The organism is Micromonospora radicis (assembly GCF_003583405.1).
GTDB classification, from domain to species: domain Bacteria; phylum Actinomycetota; class Actinomycetes; order Mycobacteriales; family Micromonosporaceae; genus Micromonospora; species Micromonospora radicis.
Window position 1 is genome coordinate 1 of sequence record NZ_QXEC01000002.1, and the last position, 15,258, is coordinate 15,258.

The window sequence follows — 15,258 nt, forward strand, 5'->3', positions numbered from 1 at the left end:
GCGCCAGGTGGTGGCCCGACTGGTCCGGGCCGGGCAACCGGTGCGGGCGATGACCCGCCGGCCGCAGACAAGCCGGCTGCCGGACAGCGCCGAGGTAGTCCAGGGAGACTTCGAACGTCCCGGCACCTGGCCAGCGGCGCTGGACGGAGTGCAGTCGGTGTACCTGTTCCCCTTCGTACACGCCGCGCCCGGCCATGGGTTCGTCGATGAGGCGGTCAAGGCCGGCGTCACCCGGTTCGTCGTGCACTCCGCAGCGGCGGCCGGGTTCCCACCCGGAACCGGAGGCAACGGCGCCCTCGGGCGGCACCTGACCGAAGAGCAGGAAGCGCACCGAGGGCTGGAACTGCTGGTGGAGGCCTCCGGCGCTGAATGGACCCATGTGCGGCCGGGCCTGTTGGCCGCCAACGCTCTGCAGTGGGCCGACCAGATCCGGGCCGGACGGGTGGTGCGCGGGCCGTACGCGTCCGCTGGCTATCCGCTGGTCCACGAGGCCGACGTCGCCGATGTGGCAGTCGCGGCGTTGCTGACCGACGACCATGTCGGTGCCGCGTACACCGTCACCGGCCCGGTGAAGGTCTCACAGGCGGAGCAGGTCACCGCGATCGGCGCCGCCATCGGCGTGCAGGTGCGATTCGAGGAACTCGATCCGGCCGAGGCACGCAGGAAATGGCTGCGCGACGGCTTCGATGAGGAGACCGCCGACTGGATGATCGCGCTGCTCGCCGACGCGGTCGACGGGACGGGAGCGTTGCCGCCGACGGACACCTATCTGCAGGTGACGGAGCGACCACCGCGCACGTTCGCCCAGTGGGCCAACGACCATGCCGCCGACTTCCGGCCGGAGGTGACACGATGACGATTCTGGTCACGGGTGCCACCGGCATGGTGGGCCGACACGTCGTCGCCGAACTGGTGAAGACCGGCCACCGGGTCCGCGCACTGACGCGGACGCCATCGGCGGCGAATCTTCCAGACGGGGTGGAGGTCGTCGGCGGCGACCTGACGGACCACTCGTCCCTGGAGCCGTCGTTGAACGGCGTCGAGAGGATGTACCTGTTCCCGGTCGGACGGACAGCGTGTGACGTTGTTGCTGCTGCGAAGCGGGCCAGCGTGCGGCGCATCGTCGTGCTGTCCGGGGCGCTGGCCGACACCGACGACAGTCAGGACGGATACCTGGCGGTCGAGCGTGCGGTCGAGGACTCCGGTCTGGAGTGGACGCATGTTCGGCCTGGAGAGTTCGCCGCGAACTGGCTGGACTGGGCCCCGACCATCAAGGAAGGTCGGGTGGTCCGCCGGCCGTACGGGGCTGCGGTGACCCAGCCCACCCATGAGGCGGACATCGCCGCGGTCGCCGCAAAGGTACTCGTCGAGGACGGCCACACCGGCCGGACCTACACCTTTGCCGGCCCCGAGGCATTCACCACCGTCTCGCAGGTCGACGCGATCGGCACTGCGATCGGTGCCACGGTGCGATTCGACGAACTCGATCCGGTCCAGGCCCGAGCCGAGTGGATCAGCAACGGCTATCCGGAGGCGTTCGTCGACTGGATCTTCGCCATGTGGGCGGAATCCGCGCGTGCCCCCGCCCCGACGAACCAGGAGTGGGCCGACATCGTCCCGCGCCTGACCGGCCGACCCGCGCGGACATTCGCGCAATGGGCCACCGACCACGCGACCGACTTCCGGTAGACCGTTCATCGTGGGGCATGGCGATCCGTCCGGGCCACCATGCCCCACACGACCGTCAACCCAGCACGACGCGCGACGAACGCTCCGCGCAAACATCCTCATCTCGGCAGATCGCGTAGGTCGGGTGGACCAGTAACACCCGGCCGGCCTCGTCACGCAGGATCATGCCGGCGGCTGCGCGGACGCGCGTCGCGTTGACGACGTAGGAAAGATCGGGTTCGGTCTGTCTCGGCCACCCGGTCGACCCTACGGACTTGCCTCGGGTGTTTCGACTGGCCGTCTTCCCGGGCTGCCTCGGGCCGAGGCGAGATGCCGTTGCGGGGCGCGGCCGACGGAGGGTCGGGGGCGGCCGGGCAGCGAACCTTCCGACCGGGCGGTAGGATGCCTGGATTGTCAGTGCCAATGGGAGGCGGAGGCCGCAGATGGCTCGTGCTACGTCCAGCCGGCCGGCGGGAACCCGGCGCCGGCAACGCTGGCCCGATGGCTACGACCCGGAGAACACCCGCAAGTCCCTGATCACGAGCGCGCTGGAACTCTTCGAACGGCGTGGCTTCGACCGTACGTCGGTGCAGGAGATCGCCGACCAGGCCCGGCTCACCAAGGGTGCCTTCTACCACCACTTCGAGAGCAAGGACGACCTGCTGCGGCACATCCAGGACGAGTACCTGGACGCGCAGTTGGCCGCGATCCAGCAGATCGAAGCCGGCAGTGACGACCCGAGGGTCCGGGTCGCGGAGCTGATCCGTTTCAGCCTCACCAGTGTGGCCGAGTACCGGGCGCACGTGACGATCTTCTATCAGGAGCGGCGCTATCTCACCGGTGAGCTGTTCGCCGAGGTGACCCGGAAGCGGGATCTGGTGGAGGCCGCCTTCGCCGGCATGATCCAGGATGGTCTCGCCAAGGGTGCCTTCCGGGCGGACGTGGATTCGCGGATCGTCACCTTCGGCCTGGTCGGGATGTGCGCCTGGGCGTACCAGTGGCTCAACGTGGGCGGCCCGCTCAGCGTCGACGAGGTGGCGCGCCAGTTCAGCGCGATGGTGCTGGACGGTCTGGTCACCTGATCCGCCGGTCGCCTCAGCCAGCGAGGAGGCGGCGGGCCATGACCACACGCTGGACCTGGTTGGTGCCCTCGTAGATCTGGGTGATCTTCGCGTCGCGCATCATCCGCTCCAGCGGGAAGTCCCGGGTGTAGCCGTAGCCGCCGAGCAGCTGCACCGCGTCGGTGGTGATCCGCATGGCCGTGTCGGAGGCGAAACACTTGGCCGCCGCGCCGAAGTACGTCAGGTCCGGCTCGTCGCGCTCCGACTTGCCGGCCGCCGCGTACGTCAGCTGCCGCGCCGCCTCCAGCGACATGCCCATGTCGGCCAGTATGAACTGGATGCCCTGGAACTCGGCGATGGGCCGGCCGAACTGCTGGCGGTCCCGGACGTAGCCGAGCGAGAAGTCCAGGGCGCCCTGGGCGATGCCGATGGCCTGGGCGGCGATCGTGACCCGGGTGTGGTCGAGGGTGCGCATCGCGGTGGCAAACCCGGTGCCCGGCGCTCCGATGATCCGGTCGGCGGGAATCCGGGTGTTGTCGAGGTAGACCTCGCGCGTCGGCGAGCCCTTGATGCCGAGCTTCTTCTCCGGCGCGCCGAAGCTGACGCCGGGGTCGGAGCGTTCCACCAGGAACGCGGAGATGCCACGGGACCGGGCGTTCGGGTCGGTCACCGCGAACACCGTGTAGTAGTCGCTCAGCCCGGCGTTGGTGATCCAGCGCTTGACCCCGTTAAGGACCCAGTGGTCGCCGTCGCGTTCGGCCCGGGTGCGCATCCCCGCCGCGTCGCTGCCGGCCTCCGGCTCGGAGAGGCAGTACGAGAACATCGCCTCGCCCCGGGCGACCGGCGGAAGGTACCGCTGCTTGAGGTGGTCTCCGGCGGCGAGCAGCAACGGCATGGTGCCCAGCTTGTTGCCGGCCGGGACGAGTGATGAAGTGGCGCAGGCGCGGGCGACCTCCTCGATGACGATCGCGGTGGCGAGGGCGTCCGCGCCGGCACCGCCGTACTCGACCGGGATGTGCGGGGCGTGGAAGTCGGCGGCGCGCAGCGCGTCGTAGGAGGTCTGCGGGAAGGTCGCCGTCTCGTCGGCGGTGGCGGCGTGCGGGGCGACCTTGGCGTCACACACCGCGCGGACCGCCTCTCGGACGGCCGTGTGCTCCTCGGGTAGCTGATATGCCTCGAACCCCACGGGAACCTCCTGATCAGACGACGGACGATGACCATACCATCCGGTCGGTATGTTAAAGTCCTCGCTCCGCCGTCGCCACACCCGTCCGGAACGGAGGAACCCGAAGATGCGAGTGCCCGTACGAACCGTCGTGCCCACCCCGCGTGATCTGCTGGACCTGGTCGGCCAGGAACTGGGGGTCAGCGAGCCGCAGGTGGTGACCCAGCAGCAGGTCGACCAGTTCGCCGACGTGACCCGGGACCACCAGTGGATCCACGTCGACGTGCAGCGGGCCCGTTCCGGGCCGTTCGGCACCACGATCGTCCACGGCTTCCTGACCCTGGCGCTGGTGCCGCGCCTGCTCGCCGACATCCTCGAGGTGGAGACCTTCGGCATGGGGGTCAACTACGGGCTGGACCGGGTCCGGTTCGTCAAGCCGCTGCCGCCCGGAGTGCCGATCCAGGGCACCGCGACGCTGGTCGCCGCGACGCCGGTCGCCGGTACCGACGGCGGCGTGCAGGCCAAGGCCAGCGTGGTGGTGGAGTTCGCCCGGGACTCGACGACCTGCTGTGTCGCCGAGATCCTGTTCCGGTACCACCCCTGAGCGCCGGCCGGGCCGGCGGTCACTCGGCCGCCGGCGCGCCGGGAGCGACGAACCGGCCCCGATAGAACGACAGCGCGGGGACGCTCGACGGCTTCAGATGTACGTGATCGATGTCGAGTACGACGATCACGTGGTCACCGCTGGTGATCACCTCGTCCCGGCGTCCGGCCAGGATCGCCGGGGTGCCGGGCAACAGCGGGACCCGGTCGGGGCCGGGCACCCAGGAGACGCCGTCGAGCTTCTGCGCACCGGTCAGTCCGGAGGTGGCGAACCGACGCGCCACGTCCTCCTGGTCCTGACCGAGAATGTGGATCGCGATGCGGTCGGACTCCATCAGGATCGGAAAACTCGACGAGGAGCTGATCACACAGAACAGCACCTTCGCCGGCCGCAGCGACACCGAGGTGAACGAGTTGACCGTCAGCGCGGCCATGACTCCGTCGCCGGTCACCGCCGTGACCGCCGTGACGCCGGTCGGGAAGTGCCCGCACACCTGGCGGAACTCGGTGGAGTCGAACAGGGGCTGGGCCATCATCGGTTCACCGCCGGGTCGCAGGAGTGGTGCTCGGGGCGGAGTCCGCCTTCCAGTTGGATGAGGCAGAGGGTGTGCCCGCCGGGGTCCTTCACCAGGTGCAGACGTCCGTACGGGCTGCCGACCGGGCCGATCGTCGGCGTGCCACCGAGCGCGCAGACCGTGGCCAGGGCGTCGTCGAGGTCGGCCACCGCGAAGTACGTGATCCACTTCGCCGGGATGAGGTTGGGCCAGTCGTTGTCCAGTTCGAGAACACCGGCGACCGGCACGTCCCCGAGCATCAGCAGGGTGTACGGGCGTGCGGTCGGCCCGTCGTCGCGCTCGCGGATGGTGTAGCCGAACAGTGTGCGGTAGTAGGCCACCGACCGTTCGGGCTCGCCGGTGTCGAGCTCGTTCCAGCACAGTGCGCCGTCCGAGTTGAGCACCTGCACACCGGCTCTCGACTCGCCCTGGTAGAGGCCGAAGGCGGCACCGAACGGGTCGATGACGACGGCGCCGGTGCCGGCGGCCGGCAGGTAGCGTGGCGGGGTGACCAACTCGCCGCCGAGGGCGACCGCCTGGGCGGCCGACCGATGGATGTCCTCGACCGCGAAGTAGGCGATCCAACCTCGGGGGCGCCCGCCGTGCAGGCCGGCCGCGTCGGAGATGCCGGCGACATCGCGGCCCTGCAGGCTGCACATCCGGTACGTCGTGGTGCCCAGCCGCTCGGTACGGACCGTCCAGCCGAACAGCACGCGGTAGAAGTCCTCGGCCTGCTCCGGCCGCGGCGTGCAGAGCTCCACCCAGACGGCCTCGCCGGGCCGGAATCGTTGGCTCATCCGCGCGACTCCTCGGCGTTCAGCCCCGCCCGGATGGTGCCGGCGGAGACGTCGTAGGCGTGCTCGGGGCGGCCGGTCGTCAGGCTCGACTCGACGACCTGGACCACCGCGCGTACGGTCCGACCCGGCACGGCGAGCAGCGCGTCGATGAGGGCGTCCACCTCGTGGTCCACGTGGTCGTCGTCGACGACCCGGGCGACCAGGCCCCAGGCGAGCAACTGTGCCGCCGTGGCCGCTGCGGCGCCGGTCAGCAGGTGGTAGGCGTGCGCCCGGGGCAGCGACTGGGCGATGGTGTGGCCGACGCCGGCCGGCGCGAAGCCGTAACGGGCCTCCGGCAGGGACATCCGGGCGCTCGTCGCGGCCACCGGAAGATGCACGGCGTGCAGCAGGCCGGCGCCGAAGCCGATGACCTCGCCGCGGACGGCGGCCACCACCGGGACCGGCAGTTGCCGGATCCGGTGCAGGGCGAGGTCGCTGTCCCGCAGGTCGGCGGCGATCTCCTGCACACTGGCGCGGGCGAGTCGGCCGAACGACGAGGTGTCCCAGCCGCCGCAGAAGTGTCGACCGGCCATTTCCAGGTGGATGATCGCGCAGGTCTCGTCCGCCGCTGCGGACTCCAGGGTCTCGACGAGATCGTGCAGCGCGGCGTGGTCGAAGCAGTTGCCCCGCGTCGCGTTGTCGTAGCGCACCCGGGCCACGCGCCTGTCGCGTTCATGGGTGAGGGTGATGATCACCCACGTGATCATACATACCGGTCGGTATGAAGGCAATCCCGCTGGTCGGCCAGGCATTGAAACGCGAATGTCATGAACGAGATACCCGTGCGACCCGTTGACTTGATACCGGCTGGTCGGTACTTTGTGGCGAACGTCACCGCCGCGTCACGCGGGGGCATGACGGGTCCATTCGCTGTGAAGGACACCCATGATGATCATGAAATCCTCGCACTCTCGGCGCACCCTGGCACTCGCCACCGCCCTTGCGGTCGCCAGCATCGGCGTCACCGCCTGCGGTGGCCCGGACCCGGCGGACTCCGGCCCGTCCAGCTCCGCGCCGATCCGCGCACTGCTCGCGGCCCAGCCCGCGACCCTCGATCCGATCGTCGGCGCCCGCTCCGCCCAGATCGTCTGGGCGACCATGCTCGAACCTCTGATCAACACCGACGCCGACCTCGCCCCCACCGACACCGGCCTGCTCACCAACTGGACCCGCACCGATGCGACGACCTGGACGTTCACGGTCCGGCCCGACATCAGCTTCAGCAACGGCGAGAAGGCCGACGCGGCGGCGGTCGCGAACACCATCACCCTCACCCGCGACACGGCGGCCTCCCCGCTGAAGTCCTACTTCGGCAACGTCACCTCGATCGAGGCACCCGACGCCGGCACCGTCGTGGTGCAGACCAAGACCCCGCAGTACAACATCCCCGACCTGCTCACCACGGTCTACCTGGTGCCGCCGAAGTACTACCAGGAGAAGGGGTCGGAGGGCTTCGCCGCCGCGCCGGTCGGCACCGGCCCGTACGTGTGGGCGGGCGCCAACGCCGGACGCGACATCTCGGTCAAGCGCAACCCCGACTACTGGGGTGCCGCACCGGCGAACGAGGGCATCACCTTCACCTGGGCCAACGAGGCGGCGCAGCGGCTGGCACTGATCCAGAGCAAGAGCGTCGACATCTCCTTCGACCTCCCGCCGGCCCAGGCCACCGCCGCCAGATCGGCCGGTGTCGAGGTGGTGAGTACCGAGACCGCCATGAAGATCATCGCCTTCCTCGACTCGACTAAGGCGCCGTTCGACGATCCGAAGCTGCGTGAGGCGGCGGCCCTGGCCATCGACCGCGACGCGATCGTCAAGGGCATCTTCGACGGTCACGCCGTCGCCGACGCCGGCCTGCTCAACGTCCGACCCGGCCAGCAGCCGGCGCAGCAGGTGACCGCGAATCCGGCTCGCGCCAAGGAACTCGTCGGCGGCGGCGGTCCGACCGTGCAGATCACCTATCCGGCCGCGCAGTACACCAACATCGAGGAGGTGGCGCAGGCCGTCGGCGGAAGCCTTGAGCAGGCCGGATTCACGGTGAAGTACGAGTCGCTGGACTACGGCACGCTGGTCAAGCGGATCATCGGCCGCCAGGTACCGGGCATCTCGATCTTCGCCGGGGTGCCGAACGTCGCCGTGCCCGACTACTTCGTCAGCGGCTTCATGAAGACCCAGTCCCTCACCGGCAACTGCCCCGATCCGCGCCTCGACGCGCTGGCGCAGGAGGCGCTCCAACAGGACGACGCCGAGCGGGCCGCACCCATCTACGACCAGCTGAACACCATCGGGGTGGTGGAGAAGCACTGCTACGTGCCGCTGTACCGGCAGGTCTTCAACTACGCCACCGCACCCGGTGTCAGTGGTGTGGTCTTCGGTCCTCTGAACACCGTGGACTTCACGAAGACGACCCGCTGACGATGTCCGACGCAGTGCGGACGGGGATGCGGGGCGCCGGCGCCCCGCATCCCCGCACCTCGGAGCCGGAGAACCCCGTACTGGTGGTCGGCGATCTCGTGGTCGAGCACCGCAACCGGAGCACCGGCGAGGTGTTCCGGGCCGTGGACCACGTGTCCCTGAGCATCGCGCCGGGCGCGAGCGTCGCTGTGGTCGGTGAGTCCGGATCCGGCAAGACGACGCTCGCGATGGCCGCTACCGGCCTGGGCGCGCGCGGTACCGGTGACATCCGGCTGCTCGGCCACTCGCTGTCCACCATCGGCCGCCGGGAACTTCGCCGGTTGCGGCCCGAGGTGCAGGTGGTCTTCCAGGATCCGCACGGCTCCCTGGACCCGCGCCAGTCGGTGCGCTCCGGGCTGCGGGAACTACGCGCACTGCAACCCCGGCGCACCTCCTGGATCGAGGACGCCGAGTTGCTCGGCCGGGTCCGGCTCGCCCCGGAGATTCTCGATCGCTACCCGCACCAGCTCTCCGGCGGCCAGGCACAGCGGGTCTGCATCGCCCGCGCGCTACTGATGCGCCCCCGCCTGATCGTGGCCGACGAACCCACCTCCGGCCTCGACGTCTCCGTCCAGGCCGACGTGCTGGCCCTGCTCCAGGAGATCCGGGCGAGCACCGGGGCCGCGCTGCTGATGATCAGTCACGACCTGGCCGTGGTCCGCTCGCTCTGCGCCGAGGTGCACGTCATGTACCGGGGTCAGGTCGTCGAGGCGGGCCCCTGCGAGCAGGTCTTCGTGGCGCCGGTCCACGAGTACACCCGCGAACTGCTCGCCGCGATGCCCGGTGCCCGATGGAGGTCCCGCCGATGAAGGCCAGCACCGTACGCCGCGTCGGCGGCCGACTCGCGTCGCTGTTCGCGTCGCTGCTCATCGCCCTGAGCCTGGCGTTCGTGCTGGGCCGGCTCTCCGGCGATCCGACCACGACCATCCTCGGGCCGATGGCCCCACCCGAACAGCGTGCGGCGTTGCGCCACGAACTCGGGCTCGACCTGCCCCTGGTCGTGCAGTACCTCGACTACCTCAAGGGCGTCCTCACCGGCGACCTCGGTCAGTCCCTGCAGTTCTACCAGTCGAACACCTCGATGATCGCCGACCGGCTGCCGTACACGTTGCAACTGGTCGCCGCCGGCATGAGCCTCGCCCTGCTCGTCGGCGTCCCGCTCGGCGTGCTCGCGGCCACCCGCGAGGGCACCCGGTGGGACCGGGCCGCCTCCACCCTCGCGCTGCTCGGGCAGTCGGTGCCCGTCTTCTGGTTCGGCATGATGCTGGTGGTGCTGTTCGCGGTCAAGCTCGGTTGGCTACCCGCCGGGCAGTCGGGCACCCCGAAGCATCTCGTGCTGCCCGCGCTGACCATGTCGGTCTACCCGATGGCGCACATCGCCCGGCTCACCCGGGCCTCGATGAGCGAGGCGCTGGCCGAGCCCTACATCGACTCCGCCCGGGCCCGGGGCATCGCGGGGTGGCGGATCGTGTGGCGGCACGCGTTCAAGAACGCCATGATGCCGATCCTGACCATCGTCGTGTTGCAGACCGGCATCCTGCTCTCCGGCGCGGTCGCGGTCGAGTACGTCTACTCCTGGCCCGGCCTCGGGCAGCTCGCGTTGCAGGCCATCCAGTTCCGCGACTTCCCGCTGGTGCAGGCGATCGTCGTCTTCGGGGCGCTGGTCTTCGTGCTGCTGAACCTGCTCGTTGACCTCGTCCACTCGATCGTCGACCCGAGGGTGCGGTGAGGGCCGTGAGTCATCTCCAACTCGATCCGGTGTCGGTGCGGCGGGCCAGCCGCCGCCCGCGTACCTCGGTGTTCTGGCTGTCCCTGCCGCTGGCGGTCACCGTCGGGCTGGTGTTCCTGCTGCCGCTGACCGGGCTGCTGCCCGACGCCGGGCAGAACCTGGACGCCACCCGCCAGCCGCCCGGCTTCCTCGACGGCGGTGCCTGGGCACATCCCCTCGGCACCGACAAGCTCGGTCAGGACGTGCTCACCCAGTTCGTCTCGGCCGGCCGGCTGACCATCGTGATCGGCCTGGTCGGTGCGCTCGTCGCGATCGTCCCGGGAACACTGCTCGGCGTGTTGGCCGGCTACTTCCGTGGCTGGGTCGACCGGGTCATCTCGGTCCTCATCAACGCTCAGCTGGCCCTGCCGTTCATCCTGGTCGCCCTCGCCATCATCGCGAACCGGGGCAGCTCGCTGCCGGTGCTGTTCCTGGTACTCGCCCTCACCGGCTGGGCCGTCTGTGCCCGGGTCACCCGCTCCGCGACCCTGGCCGTCCGGGAGCGCCAGTTCGTCTTCGGGCTGCGCGCCGCCGGTGCCTCCGAGACCCGCATCGTGCTGCGGCACATCCTGCCCAACCTCGCCGGCACCATCGTCGCGCTCGGCACCCTCCAGGTGGGTACCGCGATCCTGGTGGAGAGCGCGTTGAGCTTCCTCGGCCTGGGCGTGGTGCCGCCGAGGGCCAGCTGGGGCTCGATGCTCGCCTCCGGGCAGGACGAGCTGAGCCAGGCGTGGTGGATCGCGTTCTTCCCCGGCCTGGCCATCACCCTGCTGGTGCTGCTGGTGAACCTGCTCGGCGACGCGCTGCTGACCCACCACGATCCCCGGAAGAGGCGCCGATGAGTGAGCTGCTGACCGTCTCCGGCCTGACCGTCACCGCCCGGCTTGCCGCGGACGACCTGCGCCTGCTGGACGCCGTCGACCTCGAACTGCGCGCCGGCCAGATCATCGGGGTGGTCGGCGAGTCGGGCAGCGGCAAGACCACCCTGGCCCGTGCCGTCGTCGGGCTGCTGGAACGCAACGTACGCGTCGACCAGGGTGCCATCACGCTGGCGGGGCAGACGGTCGTGGCACCCGGCGTCGACCGTACCGACCGGATCCGTGGCAGCGCCGTGGGCATGGTCTTCCAGGACGCGTCACGGTCGCTGAACCCACTGATGAAGGTACGCACCCAGCTCGCCGAGGTGCTGCGCCGCCACGTCCGGGACATCACCCGGGCCGAGGTCGAACGGCGCTCGGTGGAGGTGCTGGCGCAGATGCGCATCACCGATCCCACCCGGGTCCTGGACAGCTACCCCCACCAGCTCTCCGGCGGCCTGCGGCAGCGGGCCGCCATCGGACTGGCCGTGGTCACCCGCCCCGCACTGGTGATCGCCGACGAGTGCACCACCGCGCTCGACGTCACCACCCAGACGAAGGTCGTCGAGCTGTTCCGCACCCTGGTCGACGAACTCGGCATCGGCCTGCTGTTCGTCACCCACGACCTGATGCTCGCCAGCGACCTGTGCGACCGGATCGCGGTGATGAGCCGGGGCCGGGTCGTCGAACACGGCGATGCCGACCAGGTGTTGGAGCAGCCGCAGCAGGAGTACACCCGGCGGCTGCTCGCCGCCATCCCCTCGTGGAGCTGAAGGAGAACCGCGACCCATGCCCGAGCAGTCCGGCCTCGACGCCTACGCGGCCTACCTACCGGCGTACGCCCTGCACGACAACCGCCTCGACGCGACCGGGCCGCCCCGCGCCGGCGGCCCGGTCCGCAGCGTCGCCGGGTACGACGAGGACAGCATCACCATGGCCGTCGAGGCACTACGGCACATCGCCGCCGACGCCCCGGCCGCCCGACACCTCTTCCTGGCGACCACCGCCGCACCGTACGAGGCGAAGACCTCGGCCGGCGTGGTGCACGAGGCCCTCGGACTGGACCCCGCCGTCGGCGCGGCCGACCTGCGTGGGCACCGCTCCGGCGCGACCGCTCTCGACACCGCCGCCCGTTCCGGTGCGGTGGTGGCCCTGGCCGACCTGCGTACCACCCGGCCCGGCGCCCCCGACGAGTTGGCCCAGGGCGACGCCGCCGCGGCCTTCGTCGGCGGCGGCGCCCGTGCCGCGCTGCTGCTGGCCAGCGCCGGCCGCACCACCGAGGTGTTGGAGCGGTGGCGGCTGCCGGGGGAGCGGCACGACCGGATCTGGGACGAGCGGTTCACCGCCGACGTCCTCGTCGAAGCCGGGCTGGGAACGGCTCGCCGTGCCCTCGGCGAGGCGGGCCTGGCCGCGGTCGACGAGGTGGTGGTGTCGTCGTCGAACGCGCGGGTCGCGGCGACGCTGCGCCGGGTGTTGCGTGGCGCGGGGCGGGACGCGGAGATCGAACGACTCACCGGCTTCACCGGTGCCGCCCATCCGGGTCTGCTGCTCGCCGCCGCGCTCGACGAGGCGCAGCCCGGTCAGACGATCCTGCTGCTGTCGGCCACCGAGGGCGCCGACGCGTTCGTGCTGCGGGTCGGCGACGACGTACGCGGGGTGCGTGGCGGTCCGTCCGTGCGCGCCCAACTCGCCGCCCGGCAGTCCGTCGGGTACGGCCGCTACCTGCGCTGGCGTGGGCTGCTGGACGTGCAGGGCCCGGCCCGGCCGGCCGCGCCGGCACCGGCCGCCCCGCCGATGTACCGCCGGACCGGTTGGAAGTACCGGCTGGAGGGCAGCCGGTGCGGCGCGTGTGGGGCGATCACCACGCCGCCGGGTCGGGTCTGCGCCGCCTGCGGCGTCGTCGGCGACGGTGACCCGAAGGTCTCGTTGCGCGACCGGACCGCCCGGGTCGTGTCGATGACCCGCGATCACCTGACCACTTTGCCCGAGCCGGAGGTGGCGATCGTCGTCGCCGACGTCGACGGCGGTGGTCGGCTCAGCGCGTACGCCACCGACGTGGCGCCCGCCGAGGTCGTCGTCGGGATGCCGATGACGCCGACCTTCCGTCGGCTGTGGACCACCGACTCGATCCACAACTACTTCTGGAAGCTCCGCCCCGGGAAGGACGGCACCGATGGGCAGTAGGCGAACGAGTCAGGACGTCGCGATCGTCGCGATGGGCTGTACCCCGTTCCGGGACCACTGGCACTCCTCCGCCGACGACCTGCTGGTGGCCGCCGTACGGGAGTGCGTGGGCGCCCTGCCGACCGTGACGCTCGACGACGTCGACGCGTTCTGGGTCGGTACCCAGGGCTCGGGCCTGTCCGGGCAGACCCTGGCCCGGCCGTTGCGGCTGGTCGGCAAGCCGGTCACCCGGGTGGAGAACTACTGCGCCACCGGTTCGGAGGCGTTCCGCAACGCCGCGTTCGCGGTCGCCTCCGGTGCGTACGACATGGTGATGGCCACCGGTGTCGAGAAGCTGAAGGACTCGTCGTACTCCGGCCTGTCCGCGGTCCTCCCACCGGCCGACGGCACCGATGTCGACTGGACCGCGCCGGCCGGATTCTCCCTGCTCGCCCCCGCCTACCAGCGGGCGTACGGGGTGGACGAGCGGGACATGCGTCGCGCGTTGACGAAGGTCGCGACGAAGAACCACGCGAACGGCGCGTTGAACGAACGGGCTCAGTTCCGTAGGGCGGTCACCGCCGAGGCGGTCGAGAACTCGCCCCGCATCGCCGGGCCACTCGGCGTGCTGGACTGCTCGGGTGTCTCCGACGGCGCGGCGGCGGCCATCCTGGTCCGGGCCGAGGACGCCTACCGGTACACCGACCGGCCGGTGTTCCTGCGCGGCATGGGTTTCGTCGCCGGTTCGGGCGCCGGACTGGCCACCGACGGCTACGACTTCACCACCTTCCCCGAGGTCGTCGAGGCGGCCCGGCAGGCGTACGAACAGGCCGGGGTCACCGACCCGGCGACCGAGATATCCCTGGCTGAGGTACACGACTGCTTCACACCGACCGAGGTGGTGCTGATGGAAGACCTGGGTTTCTCCGCGCGGGGCACGGCGTGGCGTGACATCCTCGACGGCCGTTACGACCTGGGCGGGGCGTTGCCGGTGAACACCGACGGCGGGCTCAAGTCGTTCGGCCACCCGATCGGCGCCACCGGGCTGCGGATGATGTTCGAGTGCTTCACCCAACTGCGCGGTGCGGCCGGTGACCGCCAGGTGCCCGGCGCCCGGCTGGCGCTCGCGCAGAACCTCGGCGGGCAGCCAGGCTCCTGCGTCGCCTTCGTCGCGGTGCTGGGGGCAGAGCGATGAGCGCGCGGGTCAGTCTCGACGCTCGGGTGGTCATCGTGACCGGTGCCGGCAACGGCATCGGCCGGGCGCACGCCCACACGCTGGCCGAACGTGGTGCGCGGGTGGTGGTCAACGACCTCGGCGGCAGCGTCGACGGTGCCGGCTCCTCGGGCGCGGCCCAGCAGGTCGTCGACGAGATCCGCGCCGCCGGTGGGGTGGCCACCGCCTCCGTCGACTCGATCGCCACCGCCGAGGGCGGCGCGAGTCTCGTCCGGCGGGCGATCGACGAGTACGGCCGGCTCGACGCGGTCATCCACAACGCCGGCATCCTGCGGGACCGTACCCTGGCGAAGATGCGCGACGAGGACGTCACGGACGTGCTCGACGTGCACCTCGCCGGCGCCTTCCACGTACTGCGTCCGGCCTGGCCGCACCTGGTCGAGCGGGGCTACGGCCGGATCGTGCTGACCAGCTCGTCGTCCGGGCTGTTCGGCAACTTCGGCCAGGCCAACTACGGAGCCGCCAAGACCGGCCTGATCGGCCTGATGAACGTCCTCGCGCTGGAGGGCGCCCGGCACGGCATCCTGGTCAACGCGATCGCGCCCACCGCCGCGACCCGGATGACCGAGAACCTGCTCGGCGAACTGACCGAGCGGTTCGACCCGCGGCACGTCGCGGCGGTGGCGACCTTCCTCGCCTCGGAGCAGTGCCGGGTCAACCGGCACATCCTCACCGTCGGCGGTGGCCGGGTCGGCCGGATCTTCCTGGGCGTCACGCCCGGCTGGTACGGCGGGGCCGAGCCGGCGACCCCCGACGACATCTGCGAATCGATCGACGAGATCTGCCGGCTGGACGACTTCATCGTCCCCGACAGCGGGGCGGACGAGGTCACCCTGATCCAACGGATGCTCGCCACGCCCACCACTCCGTCCGCCTGAGGACGCGGACCGCACAGAAA

The 15,258-nt window shown here is 70.8% G+C and carries 16 protein-coding genes; 12 read left to right on the top strand and 4 right to left on the bottom strand.

Annotation, left to right across the window (positions count from 1 at the left end; all coding sequences use genetic code 11):
• From D2L64_RS02605 to D2L64_RS02615, 3 genes are all read left to right on the top strand, one after another.
• Nucleotides 1-856 (top strand): NAD(P)H-binding protein (locus D2L64_RS02605; RefSeq protein WP_199714379.1); only part of this gene is annotated, 856 nt, incomplete at its 5' end.
• Nucleotides 853-1,689, top strand: a complete 837-nt coding sequence (locus D2L64_RS02610; RefSeq protein ID WP_119572866.1) for an NAD(P)H-binding protein — start codon at nt 853-855, stop codon at nt 1,687-1,689. The genes D2L64_RS02605 and D2L64_RS02610, both read left to right, overlap by 4 nt.
• 422 nt (nt 1,690-2,111) lie before the next feature.
• Nucleotides 2,112-2,750 (top strand): TetR/AcrR family transcriptional regulator, encoded by a 639-nt coding sequence (locus tag D2L64_RS02615; protein WP_119572867.1) that lies wholly within the window; start codon nt 2,112-2,114, stop codon nt 2,748-2,750.
• Between the two features lie 13 nt (nt 2,751-2,763).
• Here the strand turns inward: D2L64_RS02615 and D2L64_RS02620 are convergent, their stop codons facing one another.
• Nucleotides 2,764-3,915 (bottom strand): acyl-CoA dehydrogenase family protein, encoded by a 1,152-nt coding sequence (locus D2L64_RS02620; RefSeq protein ID WP_119572868.1) that lies wholly within the window; start codon nt 3,913-3,915, stop codon nt 2,764-2,766.
• A 106-nt stretch (nt 3,916-4,021) separates the two neighbouring features.
• On the opposite strand from D2L64_RS02620, the gene D2L64_RS02625 reads away from it, so the two are divergent.
• Nucleotides 4,022-4,498: a MaoC family dehydratase gene (locus D2L64_RS02625; protein ID WP_119572869.1), complete on the top strand. Its 477-nt coding sequence runs from the start codon at nt 4,022-4,024 to the stop codon at nt 4,496-4,498.
• A 19-nt stretch (nt 4,499-4,517) separates the two neighbouring features.
• On the opposite strand, the gene D2L64_RS02630 is transcribed toward D2L64_RS02625, so the two are convergent.
• The 3 genes from D2L64_RS02630 to D2L64_RS02640 are packed head-to-tail and all read right to left on the bottom strand — an operon-like array spanning nt 4,518 to nt 6,582.
• Nucleotides 4,518-5,030, bottom strand: a complete 513-nt coding sequence (locus D2L64_RS02630) for a flavin reductase family protein (RefSeq protein WP_158603435.1) — start codon at nt 5,028-5,030, stop codon at nt 4,518-4,520.
• Complete coding sequence (locus D2L64_RS02635) at nt 5,030-5,848, bottom strand: VOC family protein (protein ID WP_119572871.1); 819 nt, start codon at nt 5,846-5,848, stop codon at nt 5,030-5,032. The genes D2L64_RS02630 and D2L64_RS02635 overlap by 1 nt, the downstream gene beginning before the upstream one ends.
• Complete coding sequence (locus tag D2L64_RS02640; RefSeq protein ID WP_158603436.1) at nt 5,845-6,582, bottom strand: enoyl-CoA hydratase/isomerase family protein; 738 nt, start codon at nt 6,580-6,582, stop codon at nt 5,845-5,847. The genes D2L64_RS02635 and D2L64_RS02640 overlap by 4 nt, the downstream gene beginning before the upstream one ends.
• Before the next feature lie 193 nt (nt 6,583-6,775).
• On the opposite strand from D2L64_RS02640, the gene D2L64_RS02645 reads away from it, so the two are divergent.
• The 8 genes from D2L64_RS02645 to D2L64_RS02680 are packed head-to-tail and all read left to right on the top strand — an operon-like array spanning nt 6,776 to nt 15,238.
• The gene (locus D2L64_RS02645) at nt 6,776-8,299 is read left to right on the top strand and encodes an ABC transporter substrate-binding protein (protein WP_158603437.1); all 1,524 of its coding nucleotides are present in this window, start codon (nt 6,776-6,778) and stop codon (nt 8,297-8,299) included.
• Between the two features lie 2 nt (nt 8,300-8,301).
• On the top strand, nt 8,302-9,147 hold the full coding sequence (locus tag D2L64_RS02650) for an ABC transporter ATP-binding protein (protein ID WP_199714380.1): 846 nt from the start codon (nt 8,302-8,304) through the stop codon (nt 9,145-9,147).
• Nucleotides 9,144-10,067 carry an ABC transporter permease gene (locus D2L64_RS02655; protein WP_158603438.1) on the top strand — a complete coding sequence of 308 codons (924 nt, stop codon included), beginning with the start codon at nt 9,144-9,146 and terminating at the stop codon, nt 10,065-10,067. The genes D2L64_RS02650 and D2L64_RS02655 overlap by 4 nt, the downstream gene beginning before the upstream one ends.
• Nucleotides 10,068-10,072: 5 nt before the next feature.
• Nucleotides 10,073-10,948 carry an ABC transporter permease gene (locus D2L64_RS02660; protein WP_158603439.1) on the top strand — a complete coding sequence of 292 codons (876 nt, stop codon included), beginning with the start codon at nt 10,073-10,075 and terminating at the stop codon, nt 10,946-10,948.
• Complete coding sequence (locus tag D2L64_RS02665; protein WP_119572877.1) at nt 10,945-11,736, top strand: ABC transporter ATP-binding protein; 792 nt, start codon at nt 10,945-10,947, stop codon at nt 11,734-11,736. Before D2L64_RS02660 ends, D2L64_RS02665 begins: the two co-directional genes overlap by 4 nt.
• 16 nt (nt 11,737-11,752) lie before the next feature.
• Nucleotides 11,753-13,147: a hydroxymethylglutaryl-CoA synthase gene (locus D2L64_RS02670; RefSeq protein ID WP_119572878.1), complete on the top strand. Its 1,395-nt coding sequence runs from the start codon at nt 11,753-11,755 to the stop codon at nt 13,145-13,147.
• Complete coding sequence (locus tag D2L64_RS02675) at nt 13,137-14,321, top strand: acetyl-CoA acetyltransferase (protein WP_119572879.1); 1,185 nt, start codon at nt 13,137-13,139, stop codon at nt 14,319-14,321. Before D2L64_RS02670 ends, D2L64_RS02675 begins: the two co-directional genes overlap by 11 nt.
• Entirely contained in the window at nt 14,318-15,238 is a 921-nt protein-coding gene (locus D2L64_RS02680; RefSeq protein WP_119572880.1) for an SDR family NAD(P)-dependent oxidoreductase, read from the top strand. Before D2L64_RS02675 ends, D2L64_RS02680 begins: the two co-directional genes overlap by 4 nt.
• Nucleotides 15,239-15,258 lie beyond the last annotated feature (20 nt).